General features: G+C 60.3%; 12 protein-coding genes. 8 read left to right on the plus strand and 4 right to left on the minus strand.

The features are described from left to right. Positions 1-2 precede the first annotated feature (2 nt). From NB069_RS17030 to cydB, 3 genes are all read left to right on the plus strand, one after another. Positions 3-875, plus strand: a complete 873-nt coding sequence (locus tag NB069_RS17030; protein ID WP_250585447.1) for a manganese catalase family protein — start codon at positions 3-5, stop codon at positions 873-875. A 75-nt stretch (positions 876-950) separates the two neighbouring features. Then, positions 951-2,354, plus strand: coding sequence for a cytochrome ubiquinol oxidase subunit I (locus NB069_RS17035; protein ID WP_250585449.1), 1,404 nt, complete (start codon positions 951-953; stop codon positions 2,352-2,354). Next, complete coding sequence (cydB, locus tag NB069_RS17040; protein WP_250585451.1) at positions 2,354-3,364, plus strand: cytochrome d ubiquinol oxidase subunit II; 1,011 nt, start codon at positions 2,354-2,356, stop codon at positions 3,362-3,364. Before NB069_RS17035 ends, cydB begins: the two co-directional genes overlap by 1 nt. Positions 3,365-3,666: 302 nt before the next feature. On the opposite strand, the gene NB069_RS17045 is transcribed toward cydB, so the two are convergent. From NB069_RS17045 to NB069_RS17060, 4 genes are read right to left on the minus strand one after another with little or no spacing between them, the layout of a single operon-like run. Next, positions 3,667-4,653, minus strand: a complete 987-nt coding sequence (locus tag NB069_RS17045; protein ID WP_250585453.1) for an SDR family oxidoreductase — start codon at positions 4,651-4,653, stop codon at positions 3,667-3,669. A 10-nt stretch (positions 4,654-4,663) separates the two neighbouring features. Continuing rightward, a complete protein-coding gene (locus NB069_RS17050) occupies positions 4,664-5,188 on the minus strand; it encodes a 2-oxo-tetronate isomerase (RefSeq protein ID WP_250585455.1) in 525 nt (174 codons plus the stop codon). Further along, the gene (locus NB069_RS17055; protein WP_250585457.1) at positions 5,185-5,637 is read right to left on the minus strand and encodes a DUF421 domain-containing protein; all 453 of its coding nucleotides are present in this window, start codon (positions 5,635-5,637) and stop codon (positions 5,185-5,187) included. The genes NB069_RS17050 and NB069_RS17055 overlap by 4 nt, the downstream gene beginning before the upstream one ends. Positions 5,638-5,646: 9 nt before the next feature. Beyond that, complete coding sequence (locus tag NB069_RS17060; protein ID WP_250585459.1) at positions 5,647-6,153, minus strand: hypothetical protein; 507 nt, start codon at positions 6,151-6,153, stop codon at positions 5,647-5,649. 142 nt (positions 6,154-6,295) lie between these two features. On the opposite strand from NB069_RS17060, the gene NB069_RS17065 reads away from it, so the two are divergent. The 5 genes from NB069_RS17065 to NB069_RS17085 all read left to right on the plus strand — a co-directional run bounded on the left by NB069_RS17065 (position 6,296) and on the right by NB069_RS17085 (position 17,940). Then, a complete protein-coding gene (locus tag NB069_RS17065) occupies positions 6,296-6,688 on the plus strand; it encodes a YdeI family stress tolerance OB fold protein (protein ID WP_250585461.1) in 393 nt (130 codons plus the stop codon). A 220-nt stretch (positions 6,689-6,908) separates the two neighbouring features. Further along, positions 6,909-8,588: a ShlB/FhaC/HecB family hemolysin secretion/activation protein gene (locus NB069_RS17070; protein WP_250585463.1), complete on the plus strand. Its 1,680-nt coding sequence runs from the start codon at positions 6,909-6,911 to the stop codon at positions 8,586-8,588. Then, on the plus strand, positions 8,588-9,136 hold the full coding sequence (locus NB069_RS17075; RefSeq protein WP_250585465.1) for a toxin-activating lysine-acyltransferase: 549 nt from the start codon (positions 8,588-8,590) through the stop codon (positions 9,134-9,136). The genes NB069_RS17070 and NB069_RS17075 overlap by 1 nt, the downstream gene beginning before the upstream one ends. Continuing rightward, positions 9,129-17,732 (plus strand): hemagglutinin repeat-containing protein, encoded by an 8,604-nt coding sequence (locus NB069_RS17080; RefSeq protein ID WP_250585467.1) that lies wholly within the window; start codon positions 9,129-9,131, stop codon positions 17,730-17,732. The genes NB069_RS17075 and NB069_RS17080 overlap by 8 nt, the downstream gene beginning before the upstream one ends. Further along, positions 17,716-17,940, plus strand: a complete 225-nt coding sequence (locus NB069_RS17085; RefSeq protein WP_250585469.1) for a hypothetical protein — start codon at positions 17,716-17,718, stop codon at positions 17,938-17,940. Before NB069_RS17080 ends, NB069_RS17085 begins: the two co-directional genes overlap by 17 nt. Positions 17,941-18,123: the final 183 nt, after the last annotated feature.

Consider the following 18,123-nt stretch of genomic DNA (forward strand, 5'->3'; position numbering starts at 1 on the left):
CTATGTTTCGACATGTAAAGCAGCTGCAGTACACCGTCCGCGTCGCCGAGCCTAATCCCGGCCTGGCGAACCTTTTGCTTGAACAGTTTGGCGGTCCTCAGGGCGAGCTGGCTGCAGCCTGCCGCTACTTCACGCAGGGGCTGGGCGATGACGATCCGGGCCGCAGAGAGATGCTGATGGATATCGCTACCGAAGAGCTCAGCCACCTTGAGATCATCGGTACGCTGGTCGGCATGCTGAATAAAGGCGCCAAAGGTGAGCTGGCCGAGGGAACGGAAAGCGAAGCGGAACTCTACCGCTCGCTGACGGCCAACGGTAACGACAGCCACATTACCTCTCTGCTGTACGGGGGCGGGCCTTCGCTGACCAACTCCGCTGGCGTGCCCTGGACCGCCGCTTACGTCGACACCATTGGGGAAGCCACCGCCGATCTACGCTCGAATATTGCGGCGGAAGCGCGCGCCAAAATCATCTATGAACGCCTGATCAACGTCACTGACGATGTCGGGGTAAAAGATGCCCTTGCGTTCCTGATGACCCGTGAGGCCGCGCACCAGCTCTCGTTTGAGAAAGCATTGCAGTCGATTCGCAATAATTTCCCGCCGGGGAAACTGCCGCCAATCGAACAATATGCAACCACCTACTACAATATGTCTGCAGGTGACGATCTTCGCGGTAGCTGGAACAGCGATGAAAACTTTGAGTACGTTGCCGATCCGCAACCCGCCGTTGACGGTGGAGACGGTAACGCTCAGGTTAAGCTTTCGAAAGAGCAGACCGCTCTGCTCAAAGCGATGGCGAAACGCACCGAGTCGGATCCTAAAGCCGATCCACTCACTGGCGCTGAGCTGGGTGCCGGAAAGAAAAAACCGTAACCCTGCGCCGAAGAAAATGCTGTATCACAATGCCCCGTTTCGTGCGGGGCATTTCGCTGACAGGGGTAGAGTACGATGTTCGAACTCGATGCGTTCCATCTCGCCAGGCTTCAGTTTGCCTTTACTGTCTCATTTCATATTATCTTTCCGGCGTTAACCATCGGTCTTGCCAGTTATCTGGTGGTGCTGGAGGGGATGTGGCTGAGGACGAAAAACGACGTCTGGCGCTCGCTGTATCACTTCTGGTTAAAAATCTTTGCCGTTAACTTCGGGATGGGCGTGGTCTCCGGGCTGGTAATGGCCTACCAGTTCGGTACCAACTGGAGCGGCTTCTCCCAGTTTGCCGGGAGCATTACCGGCCCGCTGCTCACCTATGAAGTGCTGACCGCTTTCTTCCTCGAAGCGGGTTTCCTTGGCGTGATGCTCTTTGGCTGGAATAAGGTCGGGCCCGGCCTGCACTTTTTTGCCACCTGCATGGTGGCGCTCGGCACCCTGATGTCCACCTTCTGGATCCTCGCCTCTAACAGCTGGATGCATACGCCGCAGGGCTTCAGCATTGAGAACGGTCAGGTGATCCCCGAGGACTGGTTCGCCATCATCTTTAATCCCTCCTTCCCCTATCGCCTGATCCACATGTCCATCGCCGCCTTCCTGAGCAGCGCCCTGTTTGTGGGTGCCTCCGGGGCATGGCATCTGCTGCGGGGTAACGACACCCCGGCGGTGCGCAAGATGTTCTCGATGGCGCTGTGGATGGCCCTGCTGGTCGCGCCCATTCAGGCCTTTGTCGGGGATATGCATGGCCTGAACACCCTCGAACACCAGCCGGCAAAAATTGCCGCTATCGAAGGCCACTGGGAAAATCCGCCCGGCGAGGCCACGCCGCTGCTGCTGTTTGGCGTGCCGGATATGGAGGAGGAGCGTACCAAATACGGGCTGGAGATCCCGGCGCTTGGCAGCCTGATCCTCACCCACAGTCTGGATAAGCAGGTTCCGGCGCTGAAGGATTTCCCGAAAGACGAGCGGCCCAACTCGCTGATTGTCTTCTGGTCGTTCCGCGTGATGGTGGGGCTGGGAATGCTGATGATCCTGATGGGGGTCACCAGCCTGTGGCTGCGCCGCCGTCGCCGGCTTTACCACTCCCGCCCGTTCCACTGGTTCGCCCTCAGCATGGGGCCCGCTGGCGTGGTGGCGATCCTGGCGGGCTGGATCACGACCGAAGTGGGCCGCCAGCCGTGGGTGGTGTATGGCTATCTGCGCACCATTGACGCGGTGTCCCTGCACAGCACGTTACAAATGAGCATCAGCCTGCTGGCGTTTATCGTTGTCTACTGCTCGGTGTTCGGCGTGGGGCTCGTCTATCTGGTGCGGTTGATTAAAAAGGGGCCGCAGCCTGTCGACAACCTTTCAGTGAAGACCGACGGCAGACCTGCACGTCCGCTCTCGGCGGCAGAGCCGGTACCGGAAGAGGAGAAACTGTAATGGGCGTCGATATCTCAGTCATCTGGTTTGCCATCATCGTTTTCGCCACCCTGATGTACATCATCATGGATGGCTTCGATTTGGGTATCGGCATGCTCTTTTACTTTGAGCGTGACCCCCAGGCGCGCGACGTGATGGTCAACAGCGTCGCCCCGGTATGGGACGGCAATGAAACCTGGCTGGTGCTGGGGGGCGCAGGGCTGTTTGGCGCCTTCCCGCTGGCCTATGCGGTGATCATCGACGCTCTGACGATCCCCCTCACCGCCATGCTGATCGGCCTGATCTTCCGCGGCGTGGCGTTTGAGTTTCGGTTTAAGGCCACGCCGTCGCACCGCGCCTTCTGGGATTACTCCTTCGCTGGCGGTTCGCTGCTGGCGACCTTCAGCCAGGGCATTGTGGTGGGGGCGATGATCAACGGCTTTGATGTCGAAGGCCGTCGCTTCGCCGGTTCGTCGCTGGACTGGCTGACGCCGTTTAATCTCTTCTGCGGCCTGGGGCTGATGGTGGCCTATACCCTGCTGGGCACCACCTGGCTCATCATGAAAAGCGAAGGTGCGTTGCAGAACCATATGCGCGATCTGACCCGCCGCGTGCTTCTGGTGCTGCTGGGCGTGGTGGCGGTGGTGAGCGTCTGGACGCCGCTCGGCTGGCAGTTTGTGGCCGACCGCTGGTTCACGTTGCCGAACTTCTTCTACTTCCTGCCGGTGCCGCTGCTGGTGGGGATTTTCGGGCTGTGGATCTGGCGGCTGACCCGCAACCCGCACAGCCACACCCGACCCTTTATTCTGACCCTCGGGCTGATCTTCCTCGGCTTTAGCGGGCTGGGCATCAGCCTGTGGCCGAATATTATTCCGCCGCGCATCACCATCTGGGACGCCGCCGCACCGCCGTCCAGCCAGCTGTTTATGCTGGTGGGAACGCTGCTGATCATCCCGTTGATCCTGGTCTACACCGCCTGGAGCTACTACGTGTTTCGTGGGAAGGTGACGGATACCGAGGGGTATCATTAAGCGCAGCGGCAGTGCCGGGTGGCGGAGGTAAATGCAAAACGGCAACTCAGGTTGCCGTTTTTAGTGTTTGCACCCTCTCTCTTGAGGGAGAGGGCTGGGGTGAGGGGGAACATGCGACAGAGGTGGTGGTTCCGTTCACCTTACGTTCTGCACTTATCTGTCAGCCGGACCAGGGAGCCGCTGTAAGCCCTTTATAATCATGTAGTAATTTCATTGCGTTAAAGGCAAGAAAGTTACCGGGGATTTTTCAGCCCTGGGGATAAGACCGATGTGAGGGCATCAGGCCACATCCGGCCTATATGCTATTTCCGCCTGGCGATCAATTTCCCCACCAGCAGCAGCCCCGCCAGCGCGGCGGAGCCCAGCAGCACCTTCCCCGGTACGCCGGAGGTGATGGCCGTGGCCCGGGTTCTGGCCTCGCTGGAGAACCGCCCGTGGACCTGGTGCATACCGCTGACCGGGGCGGAGAGATCGTCCTGCCGCTCGGGGGGATTCAGCTCGCTGGTCATCTGCCCTTCCCACGCCTTTTTGACCATCAGGCGGTCGAGCAGGCCGGGGAAAAGAAACTGGCCGATAATGGCCTGCATGGTGCTGCATCCCACCCACAGCTCCCGCACCGGACGTCGGGTGACGTTGAATATCGCCTCGGCGGCGACCTCCGGTTCGTAGACCGGCGCGACCGGGCGCATGGCGAAGGCAAACTTATTCCGCGCCCAGTTAAACTGCGGCGTGTTAAGCCCCGGCATCTGCACCATCGACAGATGAACGTTGATTCTCTCGTGGATGAGCTCGGTGCGCACGGCGTCGGTGAAGCCGCGGATCGCCGCTTTGGCACCACAGTAGGCCGACTGGAGCGGGATGGAGCGATAGGCCAGCGCGGAGCCGACCTGAATAATCTGCCCGGCATCGCGCGGGGTCATCACGGCCAGTGCCGCCCGGGTGCCGTTAACGTAACCGAGATAGGTAACGTCCGTGACCCGACGAAACTCCTCGTCATCCATGGTGCGAAACGGCGCCAGCACCCCGCACATGGCGTTGTTGATCCACACGTCGATCGCCCCAAGGTGCTGCTCGAACGCGTTTGCCGCCGCCATAATGGCCGGGGCATCAGCCACATCGGCGTTCACCGTGTGGCACTTTACGCCGTAGTGTTCAATTTCGCCCCGCGCCACCTCCAGGCTGTGGTCATCGCGGGCAATAATCCCCACGTCATAACCCGCCTGGGCAAAACGCAGCGCCGTGGCCTTGCCTACGCCTGCCGTCGCGCCTGTGATCACCACTACGCTCATCGTGCTCTCCTTAATGCAGTTGCTTTTTCCAGTGCGGGACCTGCCGCAACAGTTCCGAAAGCGCATAGCGAACCGCTTTCTCAATCACGTCTTCGCACTCGCCGGTGAAGTGCTGCACGGCGGTGGTGACTTCGCCGTGAAAACACCAGCCAAACCAGACGGTGCCTGCCGGAGTGCCATCTTCACCGCCGTCCGGCCCCGCATAACCGCTGATGGCGATACTGATATCCGCGTCGGCAAGCTTCAGCGCCCCTTCGGCCATCTCGCCCACGGTCTGGCTGCTGACGGCGGTGTGTTTTTCGAGGGTGGCATTGCTGACGCCCAGCACCTTGTGCTTGGCTTCGTTGTTAAAGGTGACCACCCCGGTACCAAAAAACGAGGCGGTATCCTCTTCGGCGCACAGCGCCGAGGCCAGATTGCCGCCGGTGCAGGATTCCGCCGTGGTCAGCAACCAGCCCAGGTCGATCAGAACGGTGGCAACCTGGCGGGTAAGCTCCCTGGTGGTTTTAGCCTGGTTCCAGATATTGTCTTTCATGATGCATTCTCTTCAGGAATAATCGAAATATGGCCATTACGTTCAAGTATGGCGTATTTAATTTTTTTCAGTTCTGTTATGCCATGATTCTGACGGGCAGAGACCAGAATATCGTCGCAGGAAACATCCACCTTTTTTAATTTTTCGTTTTGTAATTCGCCGTGTACGACAAGGAAAACCGGGGAGCCATCGAGCATCGACTCCGCGCCGGAAATATATTTTTTCAGCATGCCAAAAAGCATATCCACCACCACCAGCGTAATAATGGTGAGCATGGCGCCGGTGACGGAAAAATCATCCCCCAGCAGCGCCTGCTGTGTGGCTTCACTGATAATTAACAGCAGAATGAGATCGAAGCTGGTCATTTGCAGCAGCGCCCGACGCCCGGCGATTTTAAATACCACCAGCAAAATCAGATAAATCGCCACCGCCCTGAGTATCATTTCCATACTATTGCCTTAGGGATAGATAAATTGCCAGAACGAGAGACCCGGTTGATTATTGACCGTGACGGTGGTGTCCGTTTTACCGGGGCGATGCGGGGTCGTGTAGAGCCAGACGGTAAAATCCCTGCGCGGCGCCTGATAAACCAGCACCATTTCCCCGCCCTCACTGTACATGTTGTCAGGCTGCGGCCAGATATTATCGGTCTGAATACGCGCCATATAGTCGCCGCCGATCCGCAGCGCCAGCGGGGCGGGATCCGCGCCCGGCACGGTGATTTTTAACTCGACGGGGGTCTGTAATCGGCCAAAACGCTGATATTCCACCTGCAGATTATGTGCAGCCGTTGTTTTTGTCGCTTCGCTAAAGTACCCGCCGGAAAAAAGCCCCAGCAACGCAGCGGCAATAATGAGTAATAACAGAACAAAACCGAAGCGGTGGGTGTCGTATTCAAACTTCAGGGCGGCTGGACTTGGTTTCACGCCGGGCAAAGCGGGGGAATTATCTTTTGCTTTTGCCATATATCACCTCACCGTCTCGTTAATTAAAATTATGCAGCCAGATGATTTTTATCGATAAATTTGATTAAGACTGTTCCTGTTTGCAAAATAAAAAATAGCAACCAGGCTTAATCTGTCAAGCTGACTAAACCAAGGAGGCCGTATGAAATTATCCGTCGCACCCTTATTGTGTTGCCTTATAATTCCGGCTGCGTATGCCGATGATAATGGTGGACTGAAAAAAGATACTGCCCCACCACCACCCCATGCGCTGGATGACGGTTATCGCGGCACCGAGGATGCCCGCACCATGACCGTAGAGCAGGCAAAAGAGATGCACGATGGGGCAACGATTTCCCTGCGCGGTAATCTTATTGACGGCGCCGGCGGTGATAAATTTAAATTCCGCGATAAAACCGGCACCATTGATACGATTATTCCTCAGGCGGTATTTGATGGCCGCAAGGTCCAGCCCGATAATATGATCAGCATTAACGGCAGTCTGGACAAAAAATCGTCCCCTCCGGTCGTTCGCGTCGACCGCATTCAAAAATAGCCATAAATTTCACTTAAGTTTCTCGTGGGTATTTCCTGATATCCACGAGAACCCTGCGTTATCTATTTTCCCCGCCTGAACCTACCAGATTTAAGGAGCCTGAAACTCGGATAATTCCGGGCTTTAGGAATAATCCCCCTTTCATTCCCGGCCTAATACTTAAACAATTTTACACAAATTCACATTGACTTCTTTTTTCTTACACAGCATGGATTCGCCGATGATCGCCCGACACAATATCGCCATAATAATAGCGCCAGCCGCTGGCCTGCCTTTAATTCTCCCTGCCCATGCCGCGCCGCCCGATAATCAATTTATTATTCAGCAGCAGCGCCAGAGAGCGCTGGAGCAGCAATTAACCCCGCCGGTACCGGACGTGCGTCTTTCGGAGCCCTCCTCCGGCTTTGGCAGAATTGCCTTTCCTACCGAAACCCCCTGCTTCCCCATTAACCGCGTCGAACTGAGCGGTCAGGAGGCTCTGCCCCACTGGGTGCCGCTGCAGCGTATTGCGGATCAGGCCCGGGGGCGCTGTCTGGGCGGCAAAGGGATTAACCTGCTGATGAGCACGATGCAGAACCGCATCGTCGATCACGGCTGGATCACCACCCGCGTGCTGGCCCCGTCGCAGGATCTGAAAAGCGGCACCCTGAAGCTCGCCATCGTGCCGGGCACTGTGCGCCACGTAAAACTGACCGAAGAGAGCGACGACTACATCCAGCTCTACAGCGCCTTCCCGGCACATGAAGGGGAGCTGCTGGATCTGCGCGATATTGAACAGGGGCTGGAAAACCTGCAGCGCCTGCCGACGGTCGAGGCCAACATGGAGCTGCTGCCGGGGGAAAACCCCGGCGAGACCGACGTGGTGATTACCCGCAAGCAGAGCAAAATGTGGCGCATCGGCCTGTCGCTGGACGATGCCGGAACCGAAACCACCGGGCGTTACCAGGGCGGCGTGACCCTGTCGCTGGATAACCCCTTCTCGCTGAGCGATCTGCTGTATGTCTCCGCCAGCCACGATCTGAACGACAAGGGCGGCAAAGGCAGTAAAAACGTCACCGCCCACTACTCGGTGCCCTTTGGCTACTGGCTGCTGGGCGTGACCGGCAGCGACTACGACTACCACCAGACCGTCGCCGGGCTGAACGAGGACTATCGCTACAGCGGTAAAAGTAAAAACCTCGACGTTCAGCTGAGCCGCGTGCTGCACCGCAGCGGCTCGCAAAAAACCACCTTCACCTGGGACGTGATGGCGCGGGAGACCCGCAACTATATCGACGATACCGAAGTGGGCGTTCAGCACCGGCAGACCGCCGCCTGGCGTATCGGGCTGGATCATCGCCACTACATCGGCCAGGCGACCCTGGACGCGGGCATCAGCTATCAGCGCGGCACCCGCTGGTTCGGCGCGCAGCCTGCGCCGGAAGAGTACTGGGGCGATGCCACGGCGCTCAGCAAAATTACCCTGCTCAGCGCCCAGCTCGATCTGCCGTTTGCTCTCGGCACGCAAAACTTCCGCTACAACGTGCAGTACCTGCGCCAGATAAGCAACACGCCGCTGACGCCGCAGGATCAGTTCGCCATCGGCAACCGCTGGACGGTGCGCGGCTTTGACGGCGAGCGCACCCTGAGCGCCAGCCACGGCTGGTACGTGCGTAACGATGTGGCCTGGCGCACGCCGCTGCCAAATCAGGAGTTCTACCTGGGTGCCGATTACGGCGAAGTGGGCGGTTACAGTTCCGACCTGCAGGTAGGCAAACACCTGGCGGGCGGCGTGGCGGGCCTGCGCGGCAACGCCTTTAACACCGGTTACGACCTGTTCGCCGGAACGCCGTTCTCGAAGCCAGACGGCTTTGAAACCAGCGATCTGACCCTCGGCTTTAATCTCAACTGGAGCTGGTGATGCGCGTCGGCAATCTGGATATCAAAGCGCCGCTGATCCTCGGCGGAGAAGAGAGCGAGGCCGAGGTGCTGGGCGCCACCGTCTGGCTGTGGATGCACTCCCCGATGCACCGGGATGCCCCCCTTCACGCCCTGCCCACCCTGCTGCTGCCGATCATCAAGCGCGGACAGTACGTGCTGGTGAGCGAAAACGGGCGTCCCGTCTTTTTCATGAGCTGGGCCTGGCTGAACGAGGAGGCGGAAGCCCGCTACCTCACCCGCCCGGCTATCGAGATGAAAGAGGCGGACTGGGACTGCGGGGACAGGATCTGGTTCTGCGACTGGATCGCCCCCTTCGGCCATACCGCCGCGATGTACAACCTGATGCGCCGCGACATCTTCCCCGACCACGTCTGCCGCGCGCTCTATCACCGGGGCGCGGAGCGTGGCAAGCGCGTGATGCTGTTCCACGGCAGCCACGTCAGCCGTCAACATGCCCGAGAATGGCAACAGAATCACCCGCTCACTGTGCCCCTGCCGGAAGCGTTTAAAGGAATGAACCATGAATAAGAACCTGTACCGAATTGTCTTTAACAAAGCGCGCGGCATGCTGATGGTGGTGGCGGATATCGCCCGCTCCGGCCGCGCCGGTTCGTCCCGTTCTTCCGGCATCGGCCATACCCACAGCCAGCTTATCGGCAAGGTGAGCGCCCTGAGCTTTAGCCTGTGGCTGGCGATGGGAGCCGTACAGACGGCGCAGGCCAACATCGTGGCCGACGCCGGGGCGCCAAAAAACCAGCAGCCAACGGTGGTTAACAGCGCCAACGGCACGCCGCAGGTCAATATCCAGACGCCATCCGCTGCCGGGGTATCGCGCAATAACTACACCCGGTTCGATGTGGATCAGAAAGGGGCGATCCTCAATAACTCGCATAAAAACGTGCAGACTAACCTGGGCGGCATGGTGGCGGGCAACCCGTGGCTGGCGAAAGGCGAAGCCAAAGTGATCCTCAATGAGGTGAGTTCCCGCGATCCGAGCAAGCTGAACGGCATGATCGAAGTGGCCGGTAAAAAAGCCCAGGTGGTGATCGCCAACCCGTCAGGGATCACCTGTAGCGGCTGCGGCTTTATTAACGCCAACCGCGCCACCCTCACCACCGGCCAGCCGCAGATGAAAGACGGCGCGCTGACCGGGTTTAACGTCGAGCGCGGCGAAGTGGTGGTCGAGGGCGCGGGGATGGACACCTCCGGCGCGGATTACACCGATATCATCGCCCGTTCGGTCAAGGTCAACGCCGGGCTGTGGGCTAAGGATCTGAAGGTGACCACCGGGCGCAACACCGTCGATGCCGCCCACGAGGTGATTGAAAAAGGCAGCGACGACCCGGCCACCCGCCCGCAGCTGGCGGTGGACGTGGCCAGCCTTGGCGGCATGTACGCGGGCAAGATCCGCATGGTGGGCACCGAGCGCGGCGTCGGGGTGCGTAACGCCGGGGCTATCGGCGCCCAGGCGGGCAGCGTGACGATCTCCGCCGACGGACGCATCGAAAACAGCGGCACCCTGCGGGCCGCAGAGAGCGCCAGCCTGCAAACCGCGGGCGAACTCAACAACAGCGGCGTGATTACCGCCGCCAGTAACGTCCGGGCGAGCGCGGCCAGCCTCACCGGCAGCCAGCAGAGCGTGCTGGCTGCCGGGGTGAAGAGCGACGGCACCTTCGCCGGGGCGGGCGATCTGGAACTGAGCACCAGCGGCCAGCTGAGCGCCCACGGGCAAACCCTGGCGGGGGGCAATCTCAGCGCCCGCGGCCAGGGGGTGGACGTCAGCGGCAGCCAGACCCAGGCTAAACATGTCCTGCTGGATGGCGGCGCGGAAGATGTGAACACCGCCAGCGCGAAGGTCAACGCCAGCGAACTCACCGTCCGCAGCGGTAAGATGCTTAACAACAGCGGCGGCAGCCTGAGCGCGGAGAAAATCAACCTCAGCGCTCACGACCTCAACAACCAGAAAGGTAAAATCGTCCAGCGCGGCAGCGACGCTTTCGCAGTGAATCTGCCGGGCAAGCTCGATAACCAGCAGGGGCAGATTGGCGCGGCCAACGGCGTGCAGCTCAAGGCTGACAACATCGACAACAGCGCCGGGCAGATTGTGGCGGTGGCGGGCAATACCCGGCTGGACGCCGGGACGGTAAACAACCAGCAGGGGCTGATCTCAGCCAGCGCGGGTGACGGCGAGATCGCCAGCCAGCAGGCGGTGAACAACGTCAAAGGCCGCATCGAGGCGGCCAAAACCCAGCGCATCAGCGCCGGGAGCCTCGACAACCAGCAGGGGGTGATTGTCGCCGACGGCGCAACGCTGGCCCTGAATGAATTTGATAACCGTTCCGGCTCCCTGCTCTCTCAGGGTTCGCTTAGCCTCGAGAGCGGCGCGCTGAATAACCAGAGCGGCTTCCTGGCAAGCGACGGCGACTTTAGCCTCAGCGCGGGTACTATCGACAATACCGACGGGCAGATTGGCGCGAACCGGACGTTAACCGCCGGGTTCGACACCCTCACCAATAACGGCGGCGCGCTGAAATCGGTCGGGGCTATGACCCTCAGCGGCGGCCTGCTGGATAACCGCCAGGGGACTACCTTCTCCGGCAACAGCCTGAATTTCAACGGCGGCACGCTGAACAATACGTCCGGGCAGCTTGCTGCGACAGGGAGCCTGTCGCTGGGCACCTCGCAGCTCATCAACACTCAAGGCGTCCTGCAGGGCGACGGGATCAATCTCACTTCCGGTACCCTCGATAACCGCTCTGGCACCCTGAACAGCCTGGGGGCCCTGAACCTCTCGGCAGACAATCTCAATAACCAGGCGGGCACTCTGGCGGCGAGCGGCGCGGCGGATGTCGCGGCCACAGAGCTCGATAACCGCAGCGGCGGGCGCATCATTGGCGAGGCCGATACCGCCCTGCATACCGATAATCTGCAAAACGGCGGCGGGCAGATCCAGTCGGTGGGGGATCTGCTCCTCGACAGCGCCAGGGGTGCGGTGGATAACGTCTCCGGGCTGATTCGCAGCGGCAAAAACGTGACCCTCAATGCCGTCAAATTTGTGAATACCAGTACGTCTGGTGAAAACCAGGGGCTGGAGGGCCAGAGCCTGACGCTGAACACCGATACCCTGGATAACCAGCGCGGCAGCATCCTGGCGAACAACACCCTGAGTATCAATAACGGCGGCGTGCTGAACAACGGCGCAGGGGTCCTGGCCTCGGGCGATACCCTGGATCTCAGCGGTAGCGCCCTGAATCTGTTGAACGCGGACGGCACCCTTAAGGCAGGTAAAACGCTCAGCCTGGACGCGGCATCGCTGGACGCCAGCGGCCAGCTGCTGTCGCTGGGGGACATGACGCTTCACAGCGGCAGCGGCGTGAACAACAGCGGCACTACCATTGCCAACGGCAACCTGACCTTCACGACCGACGGCGATCTCACCAACAGCGGCCAGCTGATGGCGGGTAGCGCCCTTAACGTGCAGAGCGCGAACCTGAATAACCTCGCCGGGGGTGAAATCAACGCCGGCAGCACCACCCTGACGGCCAGCGGCACGGTACGCAATACCGGCCTGATCGACGGCATCGCTACCCGCATCAACGCCGACACCCTGACCAACACCGGCACCGGGCGGATCTACGGCGATGCGGTGGGGATCAATGTGGATACCTTCAACAACCTCGCCGAAAACGGCACCGCGGCGACGCTCGCCGGTCGTGAGCACGTGAGCCTGGGCGTGCAGACCCTGAACAACGCCGACCACGGCCTGATCTACAGCGCGGGCAGCATGAGTATCGGCGGCGCGCTGGACGACAGCGGCGCCGTGACCGGCCGGGCGGGAACGATCAATAACCACAGCTCCACCATCGAGTCTGCCGAGGATATGGCCATCGCCGCCGGGCAGATCAATAACATCAACGACCACTTCTCCACCGAAGTGGTGCGGGTGTCGCAGGAAGATCTCACCGACTATCAGCACTCCGGCTCCACCAACCGCTGGAGCTCAACTGAGAAAGGCGTCTGGGTGGATGACAACTCCTCCGACGGGCTGCGCAACCTGAATACGCCAGAAGATACCGGCTCAAATAACGACAACTTTAACCAGTACGACTACACCCGCACCATCGACGAAACGCGCATCAAAGAGAGCGACCCGGCGAAGATCCTCGCCGGGGGCAACCTGCTGATGACCGGCGACAAGCTGTTTAACGACAAGAGCCAGGTGATTGCGGGCGGCACCCTGGCAATCGACCAGATGGGTAGCGTGAAGAACGAGGACGTGCCCGGCAAGCGTTACACCACTGATGAGGGCACCGTCACCCACTACTACCGTATTCGCCACAAAGGCGACGATGAACAGGGACGCGATCGCACGGCTTACACGCCGCCAACCACCATTCAGGATATCGCCCTGAAGCCGGGCCAGCTGGTCAGCAACGGCAGCGTGGAGGGCAGCAACCTCAGCCTCTCCCCGCTGGTGTTAACGGGCACCGACGTGACCATTGGTCAGGCCGCGGGCGTGGCCCCTGCCCCGCAGCAGACCGTCTCGCCGGGCGAGCCGGTGACCCCGCCTGCCGGACAGCAGTTTGAAGTGACTCCGGCCGACGGCGCGATCCGCATTATCGGCCCCAACACCACCCTGCCGGACAACAGCCTGTTCAAGGTGAACCCGTCGGCGGAGGTGCCGTACCTGGTGGAGACCGATCCGCGCTTTACCAACGAGCGCCAGTGGCTCGGCAGCGACTATATGCAGGACGCCTTTACCGCCGACGGCGACATGACCCAGAAGCGGCTGGGGGATGGCTACTACGAGCAGCGGCTGATCCGCGAGCAGGTGATCGGCATCACCGGCCAGCGCTATCTGGACGGCTACAGCAACGACGAAGAGCAGTACAAGGCGCTGATGGATCGCGGCATCACCTTCGGCAAGCAGTACGATCTGAAGATTGGCGTGGCGCTGACGCCTGCGCAGATGGCGCTGCTGACCGGGGATATCGTCTGGCTGGTGAACACCCGGGTGAAGATGCCGGACGGCTCAACCGAGAACGTGCTGGTGCCGCAGGTCTACGCCAAAGTGAAACCGGGCGATATCGACGGCTCCGGCGCGCTGATTGCCGGGAACAACGTCTCTATCAAGCTCAACGGCGACCTGTTTAACCGCGGGACCCTTGCCGGGCGCAAAGTGCTGCAGCTGGACGCCGACAACATCACCAACCAGACCGGCACCATTCAGGGGGCGGATGTTAACCTCAACGCGCGCACCGATATCAACAATATCGGCGGTGCCATCGTGGGAGACAGCAGCCTGCTGGCCAGCGCCGGGCGCGACATCAACCTCACCAGCACCACCCTCAGCGCCGAAAGCGTCAACGGCGAGAACCGCTTCGCCCGCACCACCATCGACAGCGTGTCGGGTATTTACGTCCAGGGCGACGACGGCAAACTGGCGCTGCAGTCAGGGCGGGATATTAACCTGACCGGGGCACAGGTTATCGCCAGCGGCGAGAACGGTACCGCCCAGCTGGTGGCCGGGCGGGATATGAACCTCAACGATCTCCAGACCGCCAGCCGCGATAATCTGGTGTGGGATGCCGACAACAGCCTGAAACAGGGCCAGACGAACAGCATCGGCAGCGAAGTGACGGGCAAAGGCGACGTGACCCTGGCCGCCGGGAATGACCTCAACGCCCGCGCCGCTGCCCTCTCCGCCGGGCAGGCGCTGAACGTCAGCGCCGGGAATAACTTGACCCTGACGGCGGGTGAGAATACCCAGGATCTGGACGAACGGCACAAAGTGGTGGGCGGTAACGGCTTCCTGTCGAAAACCACCACCACCACCCGCGACCAGATCGCCCGTCAGACGGTGCAGAGCAGCGAGCTGAACGGCGACACCGTTAACCTCACCGCCGGAAACGATCTCACCGTGCGCGGCAGCAACGTGGCGGGCACCGGGGATGTGGCCCTGCTGGCAGGCAACAACCTGAGCGTGGAGACCCAGGCCGAACGCAATAATGAGCTGCACCAGAAGCAGGAGAAAAAATCGGGTCTGCTGAGCTCGGGCGGCATCGGCTTTAGCGTCGGCACACAGAGCATTAAAACCACCGACACCGGCGCGGACGCGACCCAGGCGGGCAGCACCGTGGGCAGCGTCGACGGCGACCTGACCCTGCGGGCGGGGGATCGCCTGACGGTGAGCGGCTCGGATCTGGTGGCGGGTCAGGACATGACGCTGACCGGTAAAAACGTCGATATCACGGCGGTGAATAACCGCAGCCAGCAGACCCACGAGGTGGAGCAGAAAACCTCCGGCCTGACGCTGGCGCTCTCCGGCACCGTCGGCAGCGCGCTGAACAGCGCCGTTGAAGCCTCCCAGCAGGCGAAATCCTCCGGCAGCGGCCGCTTACAGGCGTTGCAGGGGGTGAAGGCCGCGCTCTCCGGCGTGCAGGCCGCCCAGGCCGCACGTATGGATCAGGCCCAGGGTGCGGACGCGGGCAACACCAATACCGTGGGCATCAGCCTCTCCTACGGCAGCCAGTCGTCGAAATCGACCCAGTACAGCGAGCAGAACACCGCTCAGGGCAGCACCCTCAACGCCGGGCGCGATCTGAGCGTTGTCGCCACCGGCAGCGGCGAGCGCGGCACGGACGGCGACCTGACCGTGGAAGGCAGCCAGCTGAAGGCGGGCAACGATATTACGCTTGCCGCCAACCGCGATCTGTATCTGCGCTCTGCGCAGAACACCCAGCTGCTGGACGGCAAAAACGAGAGCAAGGGCGGCAGCGTCGGGGTTGGGATCGGCGTCGGCTCCGGCGGCTTTGGCCTGAACATCTCCGCCAGCGTCAACCGCGGCAAAGGCAACGAGAGCGGCAATGGCACCACCCACAGCGAGACCACCGTGGACGCGGGCCGCCAGGTGAATCTTCTGACCGGACGTGACGCCACCCTGACCGGGGCGCAGGTAAGCGGCGAGACGGTAAGGGCGGATATTGGCCGCAACCTGACCCTCACCTCCGAGCAGGACAGCGATCGCTACGATTCGAAACAGCAGAACGCCAGCGCGGGGGGCAGCTTCAGCATCGGCTCCATGACCGGCTCGGCCAGCGTCAACCTCAGCCGCGACAAGATGCACAGCAACTACGACTCTGTCGTGGAGCAGACCGGGATCTTCGCCGGCAAAGGCGGCTACGACATCACCGTGGGCGAACATACCCAGCTCAACGGGGCGGTGATTGGCTCGACGGCGACCGCCGATAAAAACCGTCTCGATACCGGCACCATTGGCTTCAGCGATATTGAAAACCGCGCCGATTTCGAAGTGGAACACCAGAGCGTGGGGATGAGCACCGGGGGCAGCATCGGCAGCCAGTTTGCCGGGAATATGGCGAACGGCCTGCTGGTGGGGGCGAACCGCGACGGGCATGACAGCAGCACCACGCACGCCGCAGTATCGGAGGGCACCCTGATTGTCCGCGACCAGGATCGTCAGGCGCAGGATGTCAACCAGCTCAGCCGCGACGTGGAGCACGCCAACCAGACGCTCTCCCCTATCTTCGACAAAGAGAAAGAGCAGGAGCGGCTCCAGCAGGCGCAGCTCATCGGTGAGATTGGTAATCAGGTGGCGGATATTGCCCGCACCGAGGGGAGCATCCGCGCCACCAACGCGGCGAAAGAGAAGCTGAAAAACGTCAACGCCCAGGATCTGCAGGAGGCGAAAGCGGCGTGGGAGAAAGCCAACCCGGGCAAAACCGCGACGCTGGAAGATATTAACGGCCAGATCTACCAGACGGCGTACAACGACGCGCTCAGTGCCTCCGGCTTTGGCACCGGTGGGCAGTATCAGCAGGCGATTCAGGCGGCGACGGCAGCGGTTCAGGGCCTGGCCGGAAGCGATCTCAGTGCCGCTCTCGCGGGCGGTGCTGCGCCATACGTGGCGGAGGTGATTGGTCATTACAGCGGTCTGAACGACGCGGGCAAAGTCGCCGCCCACGCGGTGGTCAACGCCGCGCTGGCCGCCGCTCAGGGGCAGGACGCACTGGCGGGTGCCGCCGGTGCCGCCACGGGCGAACTGGTGGGGATGATCGCTACCGAGATGTACGGCAAATCGGCCGATGAGCTGGATGAAACGCAGAAGCAGACGGTTTCTGCGCTGGCGACGCTGGCTGCGGGGCTTTCCGGCGGTCTGGCGGGCGACAGCTCAGCTTCTGCTGTTGCCGGGGCGCAGGCGGGTAAAACGACGGTTGAGAATAACTATCTGAGTACGGCAGAAGCGCGTCAGCTGGATAAAGAGCTACTGGAGTGTAAAGCTTCCGGCGGTGACTGCATGAAAGTGGTTGAGAAGTATCTGGCAATCAGTAATAAGAAAAGCAAAGAGCTTGCGGATGCCTGTACCGGCGGAGGGGTGACCTGCGTTACCTGGCAGGAGCTGATCCAGGCCTCGACCAACGTGGCCAACGATCCGCAGCCAGGGCAGTTCCGCCTGGATGAAAAACTCAAAGATCCGACGGCAGCGGCACTGGTGAATTACCTGAACGGCGCCGACCTGAAATTCCTTCAGGACAATATCACAACAGGCGATCGTGTACTGTCTGTGGTGATGGATCCTACCTCCTGGCCGGTGATCATCATGGGCGGACGAGCGATTCTGACCAATGCCGTAAACAACAGCAAAGAGCAGCTTATCGCTGTGGGTGTGGGTGTCGGTTTAGGGGCGGGTATTCAGTACAAGACTACGGGTGAAGTCAAACTTGCCGATCTTATTGGATCCGGGGTTATCGGGGCAATCACCGCGGGTAAAGGTTATAACCCAACCGTGACATGGAACGCAGCAGGTGGTTACTATCAAGCTCAAATCAATGGTGACGATCCTATGCTCGCAGCGTTACTGAGTAAGGCGGGTGCTTCTGCTGGTTTCGCTACAGGCAACATGATCAAAGTGCCGTTTGATAAAATATTCAACCCGGTATCAAAACAGTACGAGTGGGTTCCAACAGGCGTCTGGACAATAACCAAACCTGTACCACAACACCCATTACCTTCAATACTGGGTAACGCAGGGGACTCTGCGATGTCGGGTATGGTTTCAGATAAACTGAAAGAGAGCGGTAGTAAGAATGAAAAACAGCACTAAATCGTTTATTAACCTTGTTTACCTGTGCTGCTCGATAGGTCTGGCTGTGTTCATTCTGACGCTCCTTGGCCGTTTAGTCGGTGCGGGATTAGCATGGAATGTGAAGGAGGATTTCCCCTTCTCTTTCAAGGATGTGTTGATATGTCTTGAGTTAACCTGGCTGGGGCTGCCTGCGGGTTTGATCATCTGGTTTTTTTATCACCGATAAAAGACCAGGACAGGTTGCAATGTGAATCACCTCCCGCACTTCCGGCGGGAGGTTGGCTTTATGGCAAAGTAAAATGAGACTCGATAATTCCAAAAAATCCCTTTGGACGCTTTTGGGCATATGTTTTTTGATGTGCATCGCATTGATGATAATTGGTCTTTTTTCTTATCTGGTGAAAGGCTG

The organism is Leclercia adecarboxylata, assembly GCF_023639785.1.
In the GTDB taxonomy this organism is placed as follows: domain Bacteria; phylum Pseudomonadota; class Gammaproteobacteria; order Enterobacterales; family Enterobacteriaceae; genus Enterobacter; species Enterobacter adecarboxylatus_D.

Bases quoted from the DNA above. Each gene is read 5' to 3' on its own strand.
- NB069_RS17030 (WP_250585447.1), top strand. From the start codon at position 3: ATGTTTCGACATGTAAAGCAGCTGCAGTACACCGTCCGCGTCGCCGAG.
- NB069_RS17035 (WP_250585449.1), top strand. From the start codon at position 951: ATGTTCGAACTCGATGCGTTCCATCTCGCCAGGCTTCAGTTTGCCTTT.
- cydB (WP_250585451.1), top strand. From the start codon at position 2,354: ATGGGCGTCGATATCTCAGTCATCTGGTTTGCCATCATCGTTTTCGCC.
- NB069_RS17045 (WP_250585453.1), bottom strand. From the start codon at position 4,653: ATGAGCGTAGTGGTGATCACAGGCGCGACGGCAGGCGTAGGCAAGGCC.
- NB069_RS17050 (WP_250585455.1), bottom strand. From the start codon at position 5,188: ATGAAAGACAATATCTGGAACCAGGCTAAAACCACCAGGGAGCTTACC.
- NB069_RS17055 (WP_250585457.1), bottom strand. From the start codon at position 5,637: ATGGAAATGATACTCAGGGCGGTGGCGATTTATCTGATTTTGCTGGTG.
- NB069_RS17060 (WP_250585459.1), bottom strand. From the start codon at position 6,153: ATGGCAAAAGCAAAAGATAATTCCCCCGCTTTGCCCGGCGTGAAACCA.
- NB069_RS17065 (WP_250585461.1), top strand. From the start codon at position 6,296: ATGAAATTATCCGTCGCACCCTTATTGTGTTGCCTTATAATTCCGGCT.
- NB069_RS17070 (WP_250585463.1), top strand. From the start codon at position 6,909: ATGATCGCCCGACACAATATCGCCATAATAATAGCGCCAGCCGCTGGC.
- NB069_RS17075 (WP_250585465.1), top strand. From the start codon at position 8,588: ATGCGCGTCGGCAATCTGGATATCAAAGCGCCGCTGATCCTCGGCGGA.
- NB069_RS17080 (WP_250585467.1), top strand. From the start codon at position 9,129: ATGAATAAGAACCTGTACCGAATTGTCTTTAACAAAGCGCGCGGCATG.
- NB069_RS17085 (WP_250585469.1), top strand. From the start codon at position 17,716: ATGAAAAACAGCACTAAATCGTTTATTAACCTTGTTTACCTGTGCTGC.